We start from the raw sequence: 21,517 nt of genomic DNA, 5'->3' as shown, positions 1-21,517 counted from the left end.
GTATACGTAACGGCAACGTTGGAGACAAACATGGCCAATTTAGACATTATTGAAAGCGAAATGCTACCCGCTACCCTTGAGGAAGAAATTGCTGTTACGCTGAAAAACCACCCGGTAACTTATTCGCTGCCTCGTGACTTCTACACCAGCGAAGAATACTTCAACGTTGAAATGAAGCAGATTTTCGAGAAGGAGTGGTTATTCGTTGGATTGACTTGCGAAATCCCAAGAAAAGGTAATTACATTACCCAGCAAATCGCGGGCAACCCGGTAGTTATTGTTCGCGATCAGAATAATGAAGTAAAAGCTTTCCACAACGTTTGTCGTCACCGTGGTTCAAAAATCTGTTTAGCCTCAAAGGGCAAGGCAGCAAAACTGGTATGCCCTTATCACCAGTGGACTTACGAACTGGACGGTGATTTGTTGTTTGCCGGTACCGAAATGGGCGAAGACTTCGACCTGAAGAAGTTTCACTTAAAGCCGGTTAATTGCAAAACGGCGGGCGGCTATATCTTTATCAGCCTCAGCAAAAACCCGCCAAACATTGACGATTTCTTTGAGACCCTGGCTCATTACCTGGAGCCATACGATTTAGAAAACGCCAAAGTTGCCAGTGAAAAAACCATCATGGAAGACGCTAACTGGAAACTGGTTATCGAAAACAACCGTGAGTGTTACCACTGTAACGGCTCTCACCCTGAACTGTTAGGTTCATTGCTGGAGTGGGATGACACCGACGACCCACGCGCAACTGACGAATTTAAGCAACACGTTGCCAGCAAGCAGGCCAAGTGGGATGAAGAAGGTATTCCTCACGAGCACAAATCATTCGGCCACGCCAAGCGCAACCGTATCGTTCGCATGCCGTTAAAAGAAGGCATCATGGTAATGACCATGGACGGCAAACTGGCGTGCGACAAATTAATGGGCCGTATTAAGAATCCGGATCTGGGTTCAATGCGTATCCTGCATTTACCTAACTCGTGGAACCATGCGCAAAGCGATCACCTGATTGCCTTCCAGGTACGCCCAATCAGCGCTACCAAAACGGAAGTCACCACCAAGTGGATCGTGCATAAAGACGCGGTAGAAGGTAAGGATTACGACGTGGATAACCTGACAGTGGTTTGGGATCAAACTAACCTGCAGGACCGTACACTGGCCGAAAACAATCAGCGAGGCATCAATTCCTCTGCTTATGAGCCGGGTCCTTACTCACCGACTTACGAGTTTGGTGTAATTAACTTTATTGACTGGTTTAGCCATACCATGCAGGCAAACCTTAACGCTGGCGGGAAGTAAGACTATCGAATGATGTAAACACGACCAAGGTACTAACACGTTCTGACTGGTTATTATTTGCACGATGACATTATTTGTGTCATCGTGCAGCCATTGTCGTTTTTAGACAAACTGCCGTCGCTTTTTTTACAATGCGATCGCGGACGATCAAACAATAATCAGACCGTTGCCTCAATGCTTGATAGACAAATATAAAAACACAACGTCATCGAAGCATTAACAAAAGTCAAAATTGTCAGAATATACCGAGGCGTGTTGCATGGAACTAGTCACTGCGATATCCAATGCAAAAACCAAAGACATCCGTCATATTGGTTTTGTGTTATTACCACATTTTACGATGATGGCTTTAACGTCAGCCATCGAGCCATTACGCATGGCAAATCAGCTTTCCGGCAGAGAGCTGTACAGATGGTCACTCATCAGCAGAGACGGAAATCCGGTTACTGCCAGTGACCACATGACAGTGAATGTTGATCACAGTTACGCCACTGATCACGCGTTTGATGCGGTTGTGGTGTGCGGCGGTGTGGCTATTAAAGAAACCGTCTCCAAAGCAGATACCAACTGGCTAATGTCACTGGATCGCAAGCGTATTACGCTCGGCGGCATTTGCACGGGTGCTTATGCACTGGCCAAAGCAGGCTTACTAGACAACGTAACCTGTACCATCCATTGGGAGCTACTGGCCAGCTGGCAGGAAGACTTCCCAAAAATTAAAAGTACTAATCAGCTTTACACTATCGAAAGTCATCGCTGGTGCAGCGCGGGCGGTACTGCGCCGATGGATTTGTTCTTGTCGCTGATTGGACGCTCTTTCGGCAAACAACTACAAATGTCGATTTGCGAAATGTTCTCCCACAAAGAACTGCGCGACGAATCGGAAATGCAGCGCATTCCTCTGCAACATCTGGTTGGAGCCAACCAGTCCAAGCTGCAGGATATCGTGCGCTTAATGGAAGCAAACATCGAAGAGCCACTGAGCCTGGACGAACTGGCCACCCTGGTTGGGTTGTCCCGTCGTCAGCTGGAGCGGTTATTCCAGAAATACCTGCACTGCTCGCCGCACCGCTACTACTTACAGATCCGCTTAACCCGGGCAAGGCAGTTAATTAAGCAAACCAATATTTCTATTATAGAGGTGGCGATCTGCTGTGGCTTTGTCTCAACACCGCACTTTAGTAAGTGCTATCGCAAAGCATTTAATATTCCACCGCGGGAAGAGCGACTCAACCGTGGTCTTGAAGCAGGTAACCGTTCTACCGACGAAGCGACCTTTGGTTCGGTGAACATTTCTGAATTCATGCCACCAAGCCAGATGGAAGCGGTCAGGGCAAGTTAACCGAGCGTACATTTCAGTTTTTATCCAAAGGGCAGTCAGCTAACAGCGACTGCCCTTTTTCGTTGTCGTAGCTTTACATGCCAGGTAAAGGGTTTACGTCTTTCACCGGGCTCAGGCAGAGGCTATTTACGACACAATTTAGCGCCCGATGCTGACGCATTTGGAAAACAACGAGTCGTATTGATTCTAATTGCCGCTTTTCCCGGTGCTAGACTGGCTCTTCGATAGACCTTTTATTTGATCACACTTGTAGAGGAAGCCCCCCATGCTAGACGCTAAAGCGCTGCACGATAACGCCATCATTTTTGATGGTCTGGTTATCGCAAAATGGAACCGCGATCTGTTTTTAGATATGAAGAAAGGCGGCCTGACGGCTGCGAATTGCACGGTTTCCGTGTGGGAAGGCTTTAAAGGAACCATCGACAACATTGTCGAAATGAACCAGTTCTTTGAAGAAAACAACGACCTGATCATCCCGGTAACCAAAACCTCAGATATCGCCAAGGCAAAAGCCGAAGGTAAAACCGGCATCATTCTGGGTTTCCAGAACGCCAACGCTTTTGAAGACCAGATTGGCTATGTCGAAATCTTTAAAAAGCTCGGTGTCGGTATTGTGCAAATGGCCTACAACACGCAAAACCTCGTCGGCACCGGTTGCTACGAGCGTGACGGCGGCTTATCCGGCTTTGGTCGCGAAATCGTTGCCGAGATGAACCGTGTTGGCATTATGTGTGATCTCAGCCACGTTGGCCCGCAAACCTCTATCGAAGTTATCGAAGCCTCTACCGCACCGGTGTGCTACTCACACTGCCTGCCGTCAGGCCTGAAAGAACACCCGCGCAATAAATCTGACGAAGAACTCAAGTTTATTGCCGATCGCAACGGCTTTATCGGCGTCACTATGTTTGCGCCGTTCCTGAAGAAAGGCATCGACTCAACGGTTGATGATTATGTGGAAGCCATTGACTACGTTATCGATATCGCCGGCGAAGACTGCGTAGGTATCGGTACCGACTTTACGCAGGGTCACGACAAAGCGTTCTTTGACATGCTGACGCACGACAAAGGCTATGCCCGCAACCTGACCAACTTTGGAAAAATTGTAAACCCACTGGGTATTCGCACCATTGGTGAATTCCCCAACCTTACCGCCTGCATGGTTAAACATGGCTGGTCTGAAGAAAAAATCAGAAAGGTAATGGGTGAGAACTGGGTAAATGTACTGAAAACCGTGTGGGGAGAATAATCATGTCATATCACAGCCCTGAAATGCCAATCCAGGTCGACGACGAAACCGGCGTCTGGACTACCGATGCACTGCCCATGCTGTACGTGCCGCGCCACTTCTTTGTAAACAACCACATGGCGGTTGAAGAAGCTCTGGGTGCCGAGAAATACGCCGAGATTCTATATAAAGCCGGCTACAAGTCTGCTTATTACTGGTGTGAAAAAGAAGCCGAAGAACACGGCATCAGCGGCGTTGCCGTATTTGAACACTACATGAAGCGTTTGTCACAGCGCGGCTGGGGTTTCTTCATTATTGAAGAACTGGATATCGAAGCCGGTACTGCCCGCGTACGCCTTGAACATTCTGCGTTTGTTTACCAGTACGGTCAGGTTAACCGCAAAGTGGATTACATGTTCACTGGCTGGTTTGCCGGTGCCATGGACCAGGTTGCTGAAAGCCTTGGCTACAGCGTTAAAACCAAAGCCGAACAAACTCAGTGCGCTGCCGAAGAAGGCTGCGACTACGGCATTTTCGAAGTCACCCCGCTGTAACGCGGGTGACACCTTAATTAATTTGAATACCCGGATCTATTGAGAGAACACCATGGCGCAGTTTGACGCATTATTTAAGCCTTTAAAGATTAACAATCTCACCATCAGAAACCGGGTAGTCAGTACTGCCCATGCTGAGGTGTACGCCACCGAAGGTGGGATGACCACAGAGCGCTATGTAAAATATTACGAAGAGAAAGCCAAAGGTGGCTGTGGGCTTTGTATTTGTGGCGGCTCGAGCGTGGTCTCTATCGACAGCCCCCAAGGCTGGTGGAAATCGGTTAACTTATCTACCGATCGCATTATCCCGCATTTTCAGAATTTAGCCGATGCTGTCCACAAGCATGGTGGCAAGATCATGATTCAGATTACCCACATGGGTCGTCGCTCACGGTGGGATGGTGACAACTGGACAACTTTATTAAGCCCGAGCGGTATTCGCGAGCCGGTTCACCGTGCTACCTGTAAAACCATTGAAGTGGAAGAAATTACCCGCATCATTGACGACTTTGCCAAAGCTGCCGGACGCGCTAAAGCCGGTGGTCTGGACGGCGTAGAACTGTCTTGTGTCCACCAGCACTTAATCGATCAGTTTTGGAGCCCGCGCGTAAACAAACGTACCGACGAGTGGGGCGGCAGCTTTGAAAACCGTATGCGTTTTGGTATGGAAGTGCTCAAAGCCGTGCGCGAAGAAGTGGGTCCTGACTTTGTTGTGGGTATGCGTATTACCGGCGATGAATTCCACGCTGATGGTCTGAACCACGAAGATATGAAAGCCATTGCGGCCTATTACAACGAAACCGGCCTGGTCGACTTTTTCTCTGTAGTTGGCTCCGGCTGCGACACCCACAACACCCTGGCTAACGTTATTCCTAACATGAGCTATCCGCCAGAGCCTTTCCTGCACTTAGCGGCGGGTATCAAGGAAGTGGTTAGCGTGCCAGTAATGCACGCGCAGAATATCAAGGATCCTAACCAGGCTCAGCGTATTCTGGAAAGCGGCTATGTAGACTTTGTGGGGATGACCCGCGCACACATTGCCGACCCCCATTTAATTGCCAAAATTAAGTTGGGCCAGACTGACCAGATCCGTCAGTGTGTGGGCGCTAACTACTGCATCGACCGCCAGTATCAGGGCCTTGACGTACTGTGTATCCAAAATGCTGCGACCTCGCGTGAATCCACCATGCCGCACATTATCGAGAAAACCACCGGCGTTATTCGCAACGTGGTGATCATTGGTGGTGGCCCGGCAGGGATGGAATCAGCACGCGTCTGTGCCGAGCGCGGTCATAACGTTACCCTGATTGAAAAGAACAGTGAGCTTGGCGGCCAGATTACCATTGCCGCTAAAGCACCTCAGCGCGACCAGATTGCCGGGATTACCCGTTGGTACGCACTGGAACTGGCCCGTCTGGAAGTGGATATTAAATTCAACACCGAGGCCGACGAGGCCATGATCCGAGGCTTAAACCCGGATGTTGTTATCCTGGCCACCGGCGCTAAGCCGTTTATTTCGCAAAATCCTGAGTGGGGTGCTGATGACGGCCTGGTCGTCAGTTCCTGGGACGTCCTCAATGGTGAAGTTGCACCGGGTAAAAACGTACTGGTTTACGACACTATTTGCGAATTCAGCGGTTTATCCGTGGCCGACTTCCTTGCCCAAACCGGTGCCAAGGTCGAAATCGTCACTGACGATATCAAGCCGGGTGCAGCCGTAGGCGGAACCACATTCCCTACTTACTACCGTAGCCTGTATGAGCAGGAAGTCATCATGACCTCCGATCTGATGCTGGAAAAAGTGTATCGCGAAGACAGCAACCTGATTGCCGTACTGGAAAACGAGTACACCGGCCAGAAAGAAGAGCGTGTGGTGGATCAGATCGTTATCGAGAACGGTACACGCCCTGATGAAGTGCTGTATTACCAGCTTAAGAGCGATTCGAAAAATAAAGGTCAGATCGATATTGAAGCCCTTTACGATGCGAAACCGCAACCAGCGCTTAGCGATAACGAAGGCGGCTATCTGCTGTATCGCATCGGCGACTGCGTAGCTCAACGCAACACACATGCAGCCATCTATGATGCCCTGCGTTTATGTAAAGACTTTTAAGTAGAACCTCTCTGCTTGCTGTAACGGAATGGCTGTGAACATGGCTGATTATTTATCGCAAATCATCTTTTGGCTGGGTATCACGCTTATTACACTGGGTGTAATAGGCGCGATGCGCCGCATTCGTCTGTGGCGTCAGGGTCAGTCATCGACTGTACACTGGAAGGGCTTACTGCAAATTCCCAAGCGCTATCTGGTGGACTTGCACCATGTAGTAGCCAGAGACAAATATATCTCCAATACCCACGTTGCCACAGCGGGCGGCTTTGTGCTGACCTCGGTGCTGGTGATTATTGTGTATTTGTTTGGCATTAAGGGCGCGGTGCTTAACTGGTTAATGCTATTTTCCAGCGCGCTGATGCTGGTGGGTGCGGTATTTGTATTTAAACGCCGAATCAATCCGCCGGCGAACCTGTCAAAAGGCAAGTGGTCACGCCTGCCTTACAGCCTGCTAATTTACTCCACCACCTTTTTACTGCTGGCGCTGCCGGCCACCGGGTTATTGCCGGATTACACTGGTAGTTACCTGATGATTGCGCTGTTATCTGTCGGCGTGTTCTGGGGCTTCAGTGAAATGTATTTCGGTATCACCTGGGGCGGCCCGATGAAGCACGCCTTTGCTGGCGCGCTGCATCTTGGCTTACACCGTCGGCAGGAACGTTTTGGTGGTGGTCGTTCTACCGGTTTAAAAGCGCTGGATCTGGACAAAGATTCTCTGGGCGTGGAAAAGCCCGAAGACTTTAAATGGAACCAGCTGTTAAGTTTTGATGCCTGCGTAGAATGCGGTCGCTGCGAAAAAGCCTGTCCGGCCTTTGCTGCAGGACAACCGCTGAACCCGAAAAAGCTGATTCAGGATATGGTTGTGGGCATGGCTGGTGGTGATACCGCTAAGTTTGCCGGTAGTCCGTACCCTGGCGTTACCGGCACCTACAAGGGCGGAGCGATTATTCCTATCGTCGATACCCTGGTACCGGCCAATACTATCTGGTCGTGCACCACCTGCCGCGCCTGTGTGGAAGAATGCCCGATGATGATTGAGCACGTGGATGCCATTGTTGATATGCGCCGTCATCAAACCCTCGAAAAAGGCAATACCCCGGGTAAGAGCGCGGAGTTACTGGAAAACCTTAAAACCACCGACAACCCTAATGGTTATGCGCCTGACAGCCGTATGGACTGGGCTGCCGACCAAAACTTAAAAGTATTTGGTGAAGATACCCAGCAGGCTGACGTGCTGTTATGGATGGGTGATGCCGCCTTTGATTTACGCAACCAGCGCACGCTGCGTGCTACCGTAGCGTTATTACGCGCAGCCAGTGTGGATTTTGCGGTCATTGGTAATCAGGAATGCGATGTGGGTGATGCGGCGCGCCGTCTGGGCGACGAAGCGACCTTCCAGCGTTTAACAAAGGACAATATCGCTACCCTGTCGAAATACCAGTTTAAACATATTGTGACCACGGACCCCCACGTGTTCCACAGCCTGAAAAACGAATATCCGGACTTTGGTGGCCACTACAGTGTGTACCATCACACCCAGTTCCTGGCCGAACTAGTGCAGCAAAGCAAACTGAAACTGAATAGTACCAGCCTGGGTGATGTGACCTATCACGACCCGTGTTACCTGGGCCGCTATAACGGCGAGTTTGATGCACCGCGCTACTTGCTGGAATCAATGGGCATCAGTGTAAAAGAAATGGAACGCAGTCAACGTCGTTCACGCTGCTGCGGCGGTGGTGGCGGCGCGCCAATCACCGATATCCCCGGCGAACAGCGTATCCCGGATATGCGTATTGCCGACGCAAAAGAGATTAACGCGGGTACCGTAGCAGTTGCCTGTCCACAATGTAACGCCATGTTTGAAGGTGTTGTGGCGCCACGGCCAGACATTAAGGATGTGGCAGAGCTTATGCTCGACGCCACTGTGTTTGAGGAGGCCCATTAAGATGGTTATTCGACGTAATCGCCGTTTAGAGTGGATCGCCCGTAACCGCCTTCACCCGGAGCACAGTGCAGTGCTGATGGGTGTAAATGGTGGTGATGAGATTGGTCCATCAGGATTAGTACGTAAACGCCCTCACGATATCGGCTTTATTGGCCCCAATGGCATAAAACGTATCGACCGGCTGGGCAACAGCCTGGCCACGATGGCGGGCGCTGGCGCGCACAAAGGCCAGGCTGAAGTTTCGCTGCCGCTGTATGTGGTAGAAAATGCCAGCCAGTATGTGGCCGTAGTGCTTGATGCGCCGGAAGGGCGCTTAAGCGAACACGATAAAGACTTACTGGGCCTGGCCCAGCAGTTAAAGGCAGCAGCAGACAACGCAGCCAGCACTGCAGTAGCAGCCATTATATTTAGCAGCGCAGCGCCGGAAGCAGCCCGTATTGAAAGTTATCAGCTAGCCGGAGTGGATCGCCTGATCGTTCTGCCTGCTGAAAGTGATGACTACCAGCCGGAACAACGGGCAGCGCAGATTTGCGCCCTGACCGCACAGTATGACTTTATTCATCTGTGCTTTCCGGACACAGTGCTGGGCGGTGCAGACACCGGTCGTCGCGTTGCTGCAAACCTGGCAGAACGTCCTGCCACCAGCGTATGGAAGCTGGATGGTACGCAGTTGATCTGCCGCGGCGCGGCGGGCAAAACCGACATTACGCGACCGCTGTCTAAAGTCATTATTGCCCTGGAGCAATGCGCCGATCAGATTGATGAGAGCAAACACGAGTGCTTAGCACTAAGCGCTGATGCCATCACTCTCAGTGCTTCCCGCATTGAAGATCTCGGTAAGGCGCAGGTTAACCCCAACGACATAGACCTCACCGAAGCTAACTTTATCCTGTCTGGCGGCAACGGCATCGAAGACTGGGATCGCTTCCACGAAGCAGCACGCTTGCTTGGTGCCACCGAAGGTGCCAGCCGGGTTGCGGTGGATGACGGTTTTATGCCCCGCGAACGTCAGGTGGGCGCAACCGGTAAATGGGTAACCGCCCGGGTTTATATTGCCGTTGGCATCTCCGGCGCTATCCAGCATATGCAGGGCATCGGGCAATGCGACAAAGTTATCGCTATAAACACCGACGACAGCTGTGACATGGTGAAACGCGCAGACTTAAGCATTATTGCCGACAGTGATGCCATCCTGACTGCACTCATTGAAACGCTTAGCAACCAGAGCAGCGCCGAATTTCACCCACAGGAAGCCGTAGCATGACCGCCAACTCATCTAAAGACATAGCGATTACCACGTTACTTTCTGTAGGTCAGCACCCGCTTTCAGCACGCCCACGCCGCGCCGAAGAGGACGCCCGGGCGCTGGAAGTGATGCTACAGTTTGCCCCGGCTTCGATGAAAGCGCTGCACGCCGGCGATACCGCTGACGCGCAAAACCTCACCGTGCTGAAAGACTATCTGGGTATGGGCATTCCCTCTATTGATGTGATCCCTACCTCAGCCGACAGTGATGCAGCCGAAGCACTGGCCAGTTACCTTGCCAATGCTGGCGATGGGCAACCGCACATACTGCTTACCGGTACTCGTAGTGAAGTAGGCGAATCCTCTGGTTTTCTGCCTTACCTGCTGGCCGAGAAGTTAGCCATACCATTCGTGCCCAACATCTGTGACATTCTGAGCATTGATATGGCGGCGGGAGTGGCTGAAGTGATGCAAAGCTTACCACGAGGTCAGCGCCGCAAAATCAAAACCCAGCTGCCATTTGTAGCTTCGGTAGGTATGGCAGCGGCAATACCAAGACAATCTTCTTTTGGCGCGGCCAGACGCGGTGTGATTAATACGGTTTCATCAATTGACACTGTCGCTGACGAGGCCCAAACAGCATGGAAAACCGAGCCGGCCCGCAAGCGTCCGAAGCGTTTAAAAGTGGTTAAAGCCAAAACCGCGGCAGAGCGTTTTAAAGCCGCTACGGCAAAAGTACAAAGCAGTGGCGGCGAGAAAATCTACGAAGTGGATAAAGCCGCTGAAGCCATTCTAAAGCTGCTTAAAGAAGAAAAAGTACTCTAAGCGATTAAGCTGCCAGACTTGCTGGCAGCTTAGCTCTGGTGTTCAGGAGCTGGTAATCAGAAGTGATAACGCGCTGTTACTGAGGCCAAAGCGTAGTCTGATGTTCCTGAGTAACTAGCATTTACCGAAAATTCCGGCGTGACAAAGTAACCGGCTTCCAGACCATACATAAATTCGGTGTCGCTATCCGAATCATCGCCGCGCTCAGCTCCTGCCGTCGCTTTTAGCACAAAATCATCCATAGCGATGGTATAGCGAGCCAAAACCCTGTAGTAATTAGCGTCAGCGGAGTCTGATGAGCTGTCATTGTAGTTTTCGTTAACCACACTGCCATCAAATTCAATGTAAGTCACATCAACAAAAGCATCAACTTCTGCTTCTAAATCCAGATTGCCTACCCCAAGAAAGATATCTAGCGTGGCGTTATCCGCAACATCCCAGATATAACCAGCACCCAGCTCGTACTGAGTAGCTGTAACCTCAAGGTCACTAGTCACAATGAGGTCGAAATTGCTGCCATGTTCAGAATAGTATTCGGAAGTGTCGTCGGTTGCGCGCAAATATGAAGCCGCAATATACACCTCATCAAACTGTTTAGCCGCCTTAACAATCAATCCGGCGGGTTTAATGTCGTCGATACCGTCAATATCGTACTGCGTATAGCCCGCTTCAACGTAGTTAAACTGCGGATTCAATGCTTGTTCCTGAGCAACAACCTGACTCGCAGAAAGTAAAACAACAGAGGCCAGAACTGTTTTTTTCATGTTGGTGTTTTCCTTACAACCAATTAAAAGAATCCATATTCTTTGACGAATACGGCGAGGCAAAATCACAGCGGAGTATAATCGAGAGAAATGATAAGATTATGATTTATATTGTAATTTATTATTACAAACGCAATAAGTTAGCAACATAACCCGATAAGCGGTAAGTAACGCAAACGCTGGTGGCATAAAAAAGGCCGGTTATCTCAATAACCAGCCTTTTTGTTTGCTCTGCACGACCCGGGATTTTAACCCCGTGCTGCAGTTAAAGGATTACATGGAGTAATTTACACCCACGAAGAAGGTGCGACCACGTGGTCCCACAGGCCATGCAGTTTCAGTTGCAAACGGCGATTCATCCGCAATATTGTTGATACCACCAAAGACCGACAGTGTTTCGTCGATTTCGTAGTTGGCATTGATATCGTGGATAACGGTAGTGCCGTAGAAACCACCATCTGCAAACAGTTTTGAGTAACCGTTAATACCCAGCGACTCTTCTACCTCACGGTAGGCCTGTCGGCTTTGGTAAGTGGTTTGCAGCGCTACGCTGATAGCATCGCGGCTCCAGCTTAACTCTAAACTACCCGCTGTTTTTGGCACGCGAATTTCTTCCAGTACCACGTCAACATCGGTTGGATCATTAGGGTTATAGTAGCGGTCCAGCGTTTTCTGACGGGTGCCTACCAGACTGATACCAAAGTCGTTTTCGGCCACATTAAAGGTGTAATTAACCGACACGTCGAAACCTTCGGCTTCGGTTTTGGCGAAGTTAGTTTCAATAGTCGACAAGTCGCTTAAGCCACCATCGGCACGACGTTCAAACTCTCCACAGAAAGGCACATCAGGATAAGACGCAGAATCTAAACAACCGTTAAGTACGTTGGTACCAGAAACACCAGAAATCGCATCTTCGATTTCCACGCTCCAGTAATCCACACTCACGATTAAGCCTTCAATAAAGCTGGAACGATAAACCGCCCCAAGGGTAACCGTTTTGGCTGTTTCCACATCCAGTTTCGGGTTACCCCCGGTGGTACCACTAAAGCGCGCGGTAAGCGGGTTAATCCAGATATAGTTACCGCTTTCATCAACAATATCTTCCAGTGGCACGCCAGCGCCTTGTAAGTTAGCAATACAGTTATCTACGCGGTTTTCTGAGCCTGAGAAAACGTTTGTCTGATCACAAGAGTCAATACTCAGGTTATAGGTTTGCGGTAACTGCGGGTCAAACAGCTCTGAAATATTCGGCGCACGAACCGCTTCAGACAAGGTTCCGCGGAAGTTAATTTCTTCAATAGGGCTGTAGTTAAAACCGACTTTCCAGGTTGTGGTTGTACCCAGAGTAGAGTATTTAGCCAACCGTACCGCACCATCCAGCGTAAATTCGTAGGCGAACTCACGGTCCATGAAGATAGGTAAACGAACTTCTAAGAAGGTATCGGTTACGTCGTATTCACCGCCGGTGTTAAACTGCTGGGCGTTATCGATGCCCGTCAGGAAATTAAGCCACGGCGATACTTCGCTCACCAGCACACCAGGAGTATAGGAAGTGCCTTCTGGTAAAATACCTAATGCCAGCGGATCCAGGTAATTGTCACTGGATTCTTCACGATATTCCACACCGGCAGCGTAGCCCAGCGGGCCATCCAAAAAGCCTTCGAGGAATTCAAACTGGCCTACTGCGGTTAATGACACAACGGTTTGTTCGATTTCAAGCTTGTCCTGCATACGGGCAGTAATAAAGTCTTTCGCTTCATCACTCAGTGCATCCAGACCAAACGGATTTAACGGCGCACACTGGCCATCACCCGGCGTAAAGGTGTAATAACGATCGCTGTAGAAATTGCCGTTGGCGTAATTTTCGTTAAAGGCAAAGTAATCGATCTCATAAGCTGCGGTAGGATCCAGATCAGAACGACAAACGGTGTTACCGTTGGCATCAGTTGTGGCATCCATGGCAGCGAAGATTCTGTCGATATACTGCTCAGAATAGGTGGTTTCGTTTGAGAATGAACCATGGTTAATGGCAAATTCTAAGGAGTGGTCATAGGCATAATCCCAGGTAAATCCACCTACAAAACGCTTGGTTTCACGAACATAGTTGGTGTAGTCATCATCCCAGGCAATGGCATCCTGAGTAATTAGCAGACCACCGGTTTGATCTACTACCGGCAGCAATTGCTCAGGGATATAAGGGTTGTCCGGCAAGATAAACAGCGTGTCGTAGTACGAGTCATATTCTGAATAATATTCGGTATCGGCTCTGACATATTTAGCTTCAAAAAATACGTTTAATTCATCGGTAATTTGATAGTTACCATTGAGGTTCACGATAAATTTATCGGTATTCGGCATCAGGGTGTCATTGTCAAAATTAAACTTGGCACCGTCGCCGCCACTACTTAACAGCGTGCTGTAAAGCGGACCGTCACTGTTTACTCTGACAGAACCGTCCGGGTTGGTGATCCAGCAACCGGCCAGGTAACCGGTACGTCCACCTTCAGACTCCTGACAGTCAGGAATACCATTACCGTTAATATCGACATACAGCACATCACGGCCACCAAATGTTGGCGCAATAGAGCCCTCGTTAGACGTTAACCAGTAGCGTACATCACTGGCCAGCATACGGGTTGATTCGCCTGGTGCAGTAGGAACAACTGTAGACAAGCCATTATTACGGGACCAGTCACGATCGCCCTGCAGCAGTTCTTGTTCGGTTTCGTAAGACAGGGTGAGTACGATATTGCCTTTGTCGTCGTCAAAGTTTTGACCAAAGGCACCGTCAACAGCAAAAGAATCACCGCCTGAATCCTGTGGCAATGCGCCTGTGGCGTTAATCTCAACGCCTTCAAAATCGTCTTTTAAGATAAAGTTAACCACACCGGTTACCGCGTCGGCACCGTAAACCGCTGACGCACCACCTGTGGTTACTTCAACTCGCTCAACCAGTGCACGGGGAATAGTGCCCACATCCACGGCTGAAGAGCCTCGAAAACCTGCCACATGGCGACGACCGTTAACCAGAGTTAAGGTTCTTTCTGTGCCCAAACCACGCAGGTTCAGGGCATTAGCACCGGTAGTGGTATTTTCTGCGGTGGTCGATGAAATCAGCGCCGGAATGTCGGCAACGATGTCTGCCAGGTTAAGCTCACCAGACATTGAAATGTCTTTACTGTCCAGTGACTGAACCGGTACAGATGACAATACGTTGGGGTCAGTCGGAATTCTCGAACCAGTGATGTTGATGACTTCAACATCGGCTAATTTTTCTTCTGTCTCCTGGGCCTGCAAATTCCCTGCATAACCTAACCCCAATGCCGCAGCAATGCATATTGATACGGCTGAGCGTTTATTGCTCAACTCGAATTTTTTTGTACCCATAGTGTTTCCTCATCGGATTATTATTATGTTTGTTAGTCTAAAAAATATGATTTTTCTCAGGTGTTACAGCAGATATTGTACCAACGTAACATGCTTGGTCAGACAGGTTTTTTTTGGGCAACCCGACCATTACCGTAAAAATATAGCACCAAAATAGCGCAAGGATGCACCAGGTAGAGTCAATTGATTAGCGCGCCAGCGAATTTTTGCGCGTTACGTGAGGAGCGAGAATAGCCACTATTGCTTTGACATCAGGCTCTGCTGTAAAGGCTGCAATTCAGCTTCGACGGGCCGCCAGATATCAATTCCTTTGTCATTAACCGGTTGACGAACCTGCTCACTGCTGGCGGTATGAATAGCTCGTTGGTTGCGGTGAAAATTCAGGCACTCAGGGTCAAATTGCAGTCCGATATGGTGCAGGATGCGCCGGATTTGCGCCTCTGGTTGCGCTACCAGGGCTTCATAGTCAACCTGCAGCACCTTGCCTGACAGCACGCTATGCCAGTGATCCATAAGAGAAGCGTAGGCTTTGTAGGCCTGGCCGATATGGTCAAGCTGGTAGCTAAACTCAACCCCGGCATGAAAATACTGTTTATAAAGACTAACACCGCAATCCATGGGGTTGCGGCGAACATCGATGATCACCGCACGGGGCAGGATTTTATGAATAAAGCCGATATGGCGAAAGTTAAAAGGCTGTTTATCGGTAAACCAGGCACATCCTTCAGGGCGAAATAACGCGCCGTTATCCAGATAAGCCTGACCCAATAAACCCAGTTCTGCAGACGTAAGTGATGCCAGGTTTGGCAATAATCCACCGCCAAACCGGCGACGACAATAACGCTGAGCTGCCCGTTCAACCGCGGCAAGTGTTGGTTGTTCCAGAGTGCCTTCTATCTGAGCATGACTGGCCAGCATCTGCTCTACCAATGTAGAACCTGAACGCGGCAAGCCAACAATAAATACCGGGACATTCTGGCTGCTAGTGGTGTCGGCCTGCACAGCCAGGGCTTGTTGAGTGTAAGATTGTTTAAGCGACTCACATTCCCTGACCATGGCATCAATAGAGTAATGCTGTGTCTCTTTAAGCTGATTAGCCTTATGATACAGCGCTATGGAAGCTAGCGGCTCATTGCCAGCTTCACTGAATTTTGCCAGCGCAAAGGCTGCCGGACACCGCGAGCGAGCCGCTACGTTACTGTGTAGCAAACGCTCAAGCTGTTGCTGTTCTGTTCGGGTAACCTCATAGTCTTTAAAGTCAGCCAGTGCCCACCAGGCATCGCCATTGGTTGGGTCGGCCTTAAGTGAAGCTTGCAGGCAGCTGACGCTCTGTTCACGCCGCCCCAGTATACGCAGGGCCTGCCCGCGCATTAAAGCCACCTGACTCAGTTTTGCCTGGTCGCCACCAGCCAGAGCCTCAGCCTGCTCACAACGCTCCAGCAATGGCTCATACTGGCCATATCTGAATAACATGCCAATTAACCACCACAGAGTATCAAAGCATTCATCGAGACGGGCCAGCCAGGTGGCATGGCTAATAGCCTCGGCGTATTGCCCGCAAGCTAGATAACTGTCGCAGAGTAGTTTACGCAGGGTGACATTGGCCGGCAGCTGGGTTATCGCCGGAGCCAGTACAGAAATACTTTGTTCAGGATCGTCATTGGCAAGTGCTACGCTGGCCAGCGTAAACATCGCTTTGGGGTGCGCAGTAAACTGCTTCAGAATGTTTGTCGCCAATCCGGCTGCATCTTTGTACTGACGCTGCTGCATACAACGCTGAATACGTTGGAAATCGGCTTTGGCAGGATCGATCTTATCGGCATGTTGTGCTATCTGCACCGCTTCGCGCAGATGTCCGGTTTCGAATAAACAGCGACTAAATAGCAACCAGCCCTGAAAAAAATCCGGAAATTGCTTAACCGCCGGGTATAACAGTTTAATCGCCTCGGCAAACTGACCCACCGCGACCAGCTGATTTGCTTGTGATAATACCTGCCGGGGAGAAGATAGCTGCATCAAACAATCACCTTCAGTTATTTTTTGTAAGCATCATATCAACATGAGGAATGCCGTCTTCGAGATAGTCTTGCGAATGCCGGACAAATCCAAACTGCTGATATACCTTTTCAAGATAGACCTGTGCGCCGATCTGAATATCAGCATCCGGCCATAGTCGCTGACATTCTTCTAGCGCTTTGCTGATAAGCAGCTGCCCGTATCCTTTACCTCTGGAGTGTCCGGCTACTGCGACCCGGCCAATACTAACCTGTGTAAAGCTGACGCCTGGAGGCAATAACCTGGCATAGGCGACAAGCTTTTTGCTACTGGTTCCCAACAGGTGATAAACCCCATCGATACGATCTTTGTCATCCAGTTCAGGATAAGGGCAGTTCTGCTCCACAACAAATACGTCGGTGCGTAACTTGAGTAATTCGTATAGCTGGTCGGTGGTGAGTTGGGAGAAAGGTAAGGAACACCAGTTAAGCATAAAGACCTCCGCGACAATACTGGCAGAGATGATTGCTGATCCCCGGACTCATTGCAATGAGCAGCTGTTAATAAAGGCCTTAATCAGCGCTGTGACAACAGAAAAATCACACAAATTCTAAAGTTTCAATCGCTAGGTGTCTGCTACAGAATGTAATCAGACGTTCCCCTGTTCTACTGATAAAACTGCTCTTCTGTGTTTTTTTAATTTGCAGGCTCTGATATTCCTTGATTGCTTGTTTAAAAACAGTCACCTGGCCTGCCATAGTACAAAAGTACTGTAGCCCGCCACGCGTAATTCAGGTTGACTGTCACAAAATGGCGTCTGCACAAGACCATTGATAAAACTAACAAAAAGTAGTTGCTATGCAGTTAACAATAAAAAACAAACTTCGTGCGCTGGCAATTCTTCCGGTTCTGTTTCTCAGTGTTTTTCTACTGTTTTTAAACAACTATGAAGCGGAATCACTGGTTGAATCGCAACTGAAGGAAACCCGCGAGCAACTACTGGATGTTAAACACCAGGAACTCAGGCACTACATCGACCTGGCCCTCTCATCGGTAAGCGACCTAACGACAGATCCCGCCAACCGTGCAGAGGGGCTGGCTCGTTTACGCCAACAGCAATTTGGCGACAACGGCTACTTTTTTGGTTACGACAGTCAGGGCATACGACACCTGCTGGGTAGTAGTGACACCGGCCTGGGAGAGAACTTCTGGGATCTTCAGGATAAAAAGTCTCAGTACATTGTGCGCGACCTGGTTGCCACCGGTAAACAAGCCAATGGTGGCTATTACGTTTATTATTTCCCCCGTCTGGGCGAGAGTACGCCACTGCCCAAACTGTCCTATGTTCGCTACATTCCGGCCTGGGATCTTGTCATTGGTGCCGGCTTTTACATTGATGATATCGATAATTACATCAGTACCTTAAGAGAAGAAGCCAGCGAAGCGCGCCAGGACACTTTTATTCTGACCCTGGTGATTACGGTAGCGGTATTACTGATTGCGGTTGGTACATCGTTTCTAATTTCCCGTGGGATCCTGCAGCGTCTGCTATCGTTGAGTAATTCATTTCACGAACTCACCCAGGGTGATGGTGATCTGACCCAGCGTGTTAACGACGGTGGTAACGACGAAGTCAGCGGGCTGGCGCGTAACTTTAACGGCTTTGCTTCACGCATCCATCAGTTAATCAGTCAGGTAGCGTCACAAAGCGAATCCGCCTATCAGTCAACCACAGCCATCAGTAGCGACACCAAGCACGCCGGTGCACAACTGCGAAAGGGCCAGCAAAGCAGCCACACGGTGTCAGGCTTTGTTGGCGATTTGGTCACCTCAGCCAGAGAAATTGCGACCAATGCCACACAAACCGCTAATGCGGCAAGCCAGGTGAAAAGCCATTGCGATGAAGCCAATCGCTCTATCGATGAAACCGTCCAGGTGATGAGTGGCCTGGAGTCTGAAATATCCGTGTCTGCCGAGCAAATTGCCACGCTACAAAAAGACGTAGTGGAAATCGGTAAAGTACTGGCGGTGATAAACGGTATTGCCGATCAGACCAATCTGTTGGCCTTAAATGCTGCGATTGAAGCGGCCCGCGCCGGCGAACAGGGCAGGGGTTTTGCGGTGGTAGCCGATGAAGTCCGCGAACTGGCGCAACGAACCCAGGGCAGCACCGAAGTCATTAGTCAAACCATCACGCGCCTTGAGCAATCGGCGGCCAATGCGGTAGAAACGATGACCGTAAGCAGCGCCAAAAGTGTGCAGGCCAGTCAGGTGACCCAACAAACACAACAAGCCCTTAGCCAGGTAAATACCGCATTGGCAACCATTAACGCTATGAGTGATTCCACAGCAGCAGAAACGGCGAGTCAGGTAGCGTTAGGCGACCAGTTACAACTCCATGTACGTGACTTGGTAGCAACGCTACAGAATATAGTTGAACGTTCAGAAGAGAGTCAGCAGACTGCTGATAAGCTGGCCGACCAGATGCAGGCCTTGCGTAACCTGATGAATCAGTTTGTTATTTAATCTACTCTTCGAAACGCGGTGCAAATATAATTTTGCCCGGCACGATGTCCAGTTTTAAAGGGACGTTACTGAGCCATGCCAGACCGCCTTTGGCGTTATCCACCTCATAAACCGGTTGGGTAGCCAGATAACTGTTAAACAATCCCATATAATGGTCTGCCAGCGGAGTAAGGTTGCCTTTAAAACCCGCCGCATCAATTTCACTGCGGGTCAGGGTGAGCGAGCGTACATACAGGGCTTTTTCCTGCTGGTTGTAATACGGCTCACCTTCCATCCCCAGTTTGACCTTAGCCGGGTAACGCAATCCAAACACTGACACACTGGCAATAGCGTCGGCCTGCAGCGCAACCACTGAACGATTATCCGGTCCTACCACCACCTTCAGCGATGACACACTCAGCATAACCGGTATGCCCGCGACGGAGGTTTTCTGACTTAGCTGGTCGAGGTGTTCTAACAAACCTTGCTCAATGTCATGCTCGGTGACTGTATAGGAGGCAATGGAAGAAAGGGTGCTACAGGCGCAGATTAGGCCAAGCAGCGTAGCAAGAATAAAGCGTCTTAATAACATGCAGGTACCGGATGAGTTTCAACCCGGTTAATCCTATACCAAAACAACGAAACAAAGCGCTTTTTATGGTTAAAGGCCCGCTCGTTGGCGGGCCTTTTCCTTCTATCTGTCAATTCTCCGGACTACAGGGTAAATAGCACCTTCACCGAATCATTAACCGCTGCCGCATCGACAAAACCAATGGCATCAGCACTTCCGCTTACGGTGCTTATGACCTCGGCATCGTTGCCCAGCTCTTTAGGCGGACGACCGCCACCAGTGAAAGCCAACTTGGCCCAGTAAGCTTTATACTGAGAAGCATTACGTGAAAGTACTTTATCTACAAATTCACCTGCAGCACTGCCTTTTTGCATGTATGGCGTTAAGGATTTGTTTTTACCCAGATAAATTTGCGCTACCGCATCCTTATCCAGTGAACCACTAAACCCTGAATTCACCACAACAGCAACTTCTGCCTGACTCGAAAAAGCAAATACTGAAAGAATGCATACCAAAATCGACCATGTTTTTACGTTAAATTTCATGGTTGTCTCCTAGAAAACAGTGACTACAGCTAGTTGAAAAACGCCACCTTTCTGGCCACTGGGATCTTCTGAATGAGTATATTCTGCTTTAAATGCCGCGGATGGGTGAAAATCATAGCGCAAACCTACACTGTAAAAAGGAATATCGTAGTCCCTGCCATCCAGAGCTCCCTGAGTAGCATCAATCAATGCATCCAATCCAGGATCGAGCCCATAAGGAACCTGGTCCAGTGATGAATAAGGTTGGTTGGTTTCTTCACCCACTGTAGCATGAACCATGTACTTCCCGTCAGCGAAACGTTTACCTGCTGATACCATCCATGAGCCGTAATCGCCAATAATAGTGTGATCAATTTTTGAAGGAATATATTCGGCGATAAACAGCCAGTCCTGATCATCATAGCGAATACCCACTTCAAACCCGTGATGGGCATCATCTTCAATATTTAAATCATCACCCACAAATGGAAACGGGGTCTGATACCAGGCTTCTACCAAAGGCTCAAGGCCTAAGGTACCGCTAAAATTAAAATACAAATAACTGGTTCTGAAGGTCCACCAGCCATAGTTTACACTGGCAACAGCGCTAACAATATCATCCAGTTCAAATGCAAAGCCACCTGACTCAAAGTCTTCCTTACCATAATACAGCCTCAGGTTCACGTCTGCGTTACCCAGGCTGAAGTCATGTATGGTGGATATCCCATCTATAGAATCAAACGGTGCACGGTAGACTTCAGTCGGTGGCGCTATCCAATGATAGGCATAGGACACATCGAGATAATCTGAATAGAGGTACATTGGAATACGCTGACGGCCCATTTGCACACGCCAGCCCGGCTTAACCTCATAAGCCAGATAGGCCCAGGTAAATTCTGGCTCCCAGTCGTCCCGGCCACGTGCCCGGATTTGTACTGTTGCACTCAACCCCTCGGTTAAGTCTGAATACGCCTGTAACGCAAAGAATGAGCCTTCTTTAAAATCGAAGTTGTCTTCATAATTTCGAATCACAACATCGCTATCAGTCGCCATGCCGCCGGCGATAGTAGCAAATCCACTAAAATTGATATCAGCGCTAACACTAAAAGGCAAGGTTGCCAGCGCCGTAGCCGCTGCAAGAATTGGTTTATTCATAGTTTTTTCCGGATTAATAGTAACTCAGTAAGCCGCCTGCCGGCGGCGCTTCGTTTTTATCTGCC

Annotated in this window: 16 protein-coding genes; 9 read left to right on the top strand and 7 right to left on the bottom strand. The window is 49.6% G+C overall.

Annotated elements, in window-relative coordinates:
- Positions 1–30: 30 nt before the first annotated feature.
- From BFC17_RS14930 to BFC17_RS14895, 8 genes are all read left to right on the top strand, one after another.
- Entirely contained in the window at positions 31–1,302 is a 1,272-nt protein-coding gene (locus tag BFC17_RS14930) for an aromatic ring-hydroxylating oxygenase subunit alpha (RefSeq protein WP_083271763.1), read from the top strand.
- Positions 1,303–1,561: 259 nt separating this feature from the next.
- A complete protein-coding gene (gene gbdR, locus BFC17_RS14925) occupies positions 1,562–2,644 on the top strand; it encodes a choline metabolism transcriptional regulator GbdR (protein WP_070177299.1) in 1,083 nt (360 codons plus the stop codon).
- A gap of 265 nt (positions 2,645–2,909) precedes the next feature.
- Positions 2,910–3,890, top strand: a complete 981-nt coding sequence (locus tag BFC17_RS14920; protein WP_070177298.1) for a dipeptidase — start codon at positions 2,910–2,912, stop codon at positions 3,888–3,890.
- 2 nt (positions 3,891–3,892) lie between these two features.
- On the top strand, positions 3,893–4,423 hold the full coding sequence (locus BFC17_RS14915; protein WP_070177297.1) for a 4-vinyl reductase: 531 nt from the start codon (positions 3,893–3,895) through the stop codon (positions 4,421–4,423).
- A 52-nt stretch (positions 4,424–4,475) separates the two neighbouring features.
- The gene (locus BFC17_RS14910; RefSeq protein ID WP_070177296.1) at positions 4,476–6,536 is read left to right on the top strand and encodes an NADH:flavin oxidoreductase; all 2,061 of its coding nucleotides are present in this window, start codon (positions 4,476–4,478) and stop codon (positions 6,534–6,536) included.
- Positions 6,537–6,576: 40 nt separating this feature from the next.
- Positions 6,577–8,481, top strand: a complete 1,905-nt coding sequence (locus tag BFC17_RS14905; RefSeq protein WP_070177295.1) for a (Fe-S)-binding protein — start codon at positions 6,577–6,579, stop codon at positions 8,479–8,481.
- A 1-nt stretch (position 8,482) separates the two neighbouring features.
- Entirely contained in the window at positions 8,483–9,745 is a 1,263-nt protein-coding gene (locus BFC17_RS14900; protein WP_070177294.1) for an electron transfer flavoprotein subunit alpha/FixB family protein, read from the top strand.
- Positions 9,742–10,551, top strand: a complete 810-nt coding sequence (locus tag BFC17_RS14895; protein ID WP_070177293.1) for an adenine nucleotide alpha hydrolase family protein — start codon at positions 9,742–9,744, stop codon at positions 10,549–10,551. The genes BFC17_RS14900 and BFC17_RS14895 overlap by 4 nt, the downstream gene beginning before the upstream one ends.
- 56 nt (positions 10,552–10,607) lie before the next feature.
- Here the strand turns inward: BFC17_RS14895 and BFC17_RS14890 are convergent, their stop codons facing one another.
- From BFC17_RS14890 to BFC17_RS14875, 4 genes are all read right to left on the bottom strand, one after another.
- Entirely contained in the window at positions 10,608–11,315 is a 708-nt protein-coding gene (locus BFC17_RS14890; RefSeq protein ID WP_070177292.1) for an outer membrane beta-barrel protein, read from the bottom strand.
- Between the two features lie 273 nt (positions 11,316–11,588).
- On the bottom strand, positions 11,589–14,702 hold the full coding sequence (locus BFC17_RS14885; protein ID WP_070177291.1) for a TonB-dependent receptor domain-containing protein: 3,114 nt from the start codon (positions 14,700–14,702) through the stop codon (positions 11,589–11,591).
- Between the two features lie 237 nt (positions 14,703–14,939).
- Positions 14,940–16,718, bottom strand: a complete 1,779-nt coding sequence (locus BFC17_RS14880) for a tetratricopeptide repeat-containing sulfotransferase family protein (RefSeq protein ID WP_070177290.1) — start codon at positions 16,716–16,718, stop codon at positions 14,940–14,942.
- Between the two features lie 13 nt (positions 16,719–16,731).
- Entirely contained in the window at positions 16,732–17,190 is a 459-nt protein-coding gene (locus BFC17_RS14875) for a GNAT family N-acetyltransferase (RefSeq protein ID WP_070177289.1), read from the bottom strand.
- A gap of 365 nt (positions 17,191–17,555) precedes the next feature.
- Between BFC17_RS14875 and BFC17_RS14870 the strand changes: the two genes are divergently transcribed.
- On the top strand, positions 17,556–19,223 hold the full coding sequence (locus BFC17_RS14870) for a methyl-accepting chemotaxis protein (protein WP_070177288.1): 1,668 nt from the start codon (positions 17,556–17,558) through the stop codon (positions 19,221–19,223).
- A gap of 1 nt (position 19,224) precedes the next feature.
- Here BFC17_RS14870 and BFC17_RS14865 read toward each other — a convergent pair whose 3' ends face one another.
- The 3 genes from BFC17_RS14865 to BFC17_RS14855 form a co-directional block, all read right to left on the bottom strand.
- Positions 19,225–19,794 (bottom strand): YceB family lipoprotein, encoded by a 570-nt coding sequence (locus BFC17_RS14865; protein WP_070177287.1) that lies wholly within the window; start codon positions 19,792–19,794, stop codon positions 19,225–19,227.
- A 122-nt stretch (positions 19,795–19,916) separates the two neighbouring features.
- Entirely contained in the window at positions 19,917–20,318 is a 402-nt protein-coding gene (locus tag BFC17_RS14860) for a type 2 periplasmic-binding domain-containing protein (RefSeq protein ID WP_070177286.1), read from the bottom strand.
- Positions 20,319–20,327: 9 nt separating this feature from the next.
- Positions 20,328–21,452: a hypothetical protein gene (locus BFC17_RS14855; RefSeq protein ID WP_070177285.1), complete on the bottom strand. Its 1,125-nt coding sequence runs from the start codon at positions 21,450–21,452 to the stop codon at positions 20,328–20,330.
- Between the last annotated feature and the right edge of the window lie 65 nt (positions 21,453–21,517).

Origin of the sequence: Marisediminitalea lipolytica (assembly GCF_001758465.1) — a bacterium.
Classification (GTDB): domain Bacteria; phylum Pseudomonadota; class Gammaproteobacteria; order Enterobacterales; family Alteromonadaceae; genus Alteromonas; species Alteromonas lipolytica.
This window is presented reverse-complemented; position numbering and strand designations above follow the sequence as displayed.

Coding starts and splice junctions, on each gene's coding strand:
- BFC17_RS14895 (WP_070177293.1), top strand. CDS start 9,742: ATGACCGCCAACTCATCTAAAGACATAGCGATTACCACGTTACTTTCT.
- BFC17_RS14855 (WP_070177285.1), bottom strand. CDS start 21,452: ATGAATAAACCAATTCTTGCAGCGGCTACGGCGCTGGCAACCTTGCCT.
- BFC17_RS14880 (WP_070177290.1), bottom strand. CDS start 16,718: ATGCAGCTATCTTCTCCCCGGCAGGTATTATCACAAGCAAATCAGCTG.
- BFC17_RS14890 (WP_070177292.1), bottom strand. CDS start 11,315: ATGAAAAAAACAGTTCTGGCCTCTGTTGTTTTACTTTCTGCGAGTCAG.
- gbdR (WP_070177299.1), top strand. CDS start 1,562: ATGGAACTAGTCACTGCGATATCCAATGCAAAAACCAAAGACATCCGT.
- BFC17_RS14930 (WP_083271763.1), top strand. CDS start 31: ATGGCCAATTTAGACATTATTGAAAGCGAAATGCTACCCGCTACCCTT.
- BFC17_RS14860 (WP_070177286.1), bottom strand. CDS start 20,318: ATGAAATTTAACGTAAAAACATGGTCGATTTTGGTATGCATTCTTTCA.
- BFC17_RS14905 (WP_070177295.1), top strand. CDS start 6,577: ATGGCTGATTATTTATCGCAAATCATCTTTTGGCTGGGTATCACGCTT.
- BFC17_RS14920 (WP_070177298.1), top strand. CDS start 2,910: ATGCTAGACGCTAAAGCGCTGCACGATAACGCCATCATTTTTGATGGT.
- BFC17_RS14910 (WP_070177296.1), top strand. CDS start 4,476: ATGGCGCAGTTTGACGCATTATTTAAGCCTTTAAAGATTAACAATCTC.
- BFC17_RS14900 (WP_070177294.1), top strand. CDS start 8,483: ATGGTTATTCGACGTAATCGCCGTTTAGAGTGGATCGCCCGTAACCGC.
- BFC17_RS14875 (WP_070177289.1), bottom strand. CDS start 17,190: ATGCTTAACTGGTGTTCCTTACCTTTCTCCCAACTCACCACCGACCAG.
- BFC17_RS14915 (WP_070177297.1), top strand. CDS start 3,893: ATGTCATATCACAGCCCTGAAATGCCAATCCAGGTCGACGACGAAACC.
- BFC17_RS14885 (WP_070177291.1), bottom strand. CDS start 14,702: ATGGGTACAAAAAAATTCGAGTTGAGCAATAAACGCTCAGCCGTATCA.
- BFC17_RS14870 (WP_070177288.1), top strand. CDS start 17,556: ATGCAGTTAACAATAAAAAACAAACTTCGTGCGCTGGCAATTCTTCCG.
- BFC17_RS14865 (WP_070177287.1), bottom strand. CDS start 19,794: ATGTTATTAAGACGCTTTATTCTTGCTACGCTGCTTGGCCTAATCTGC.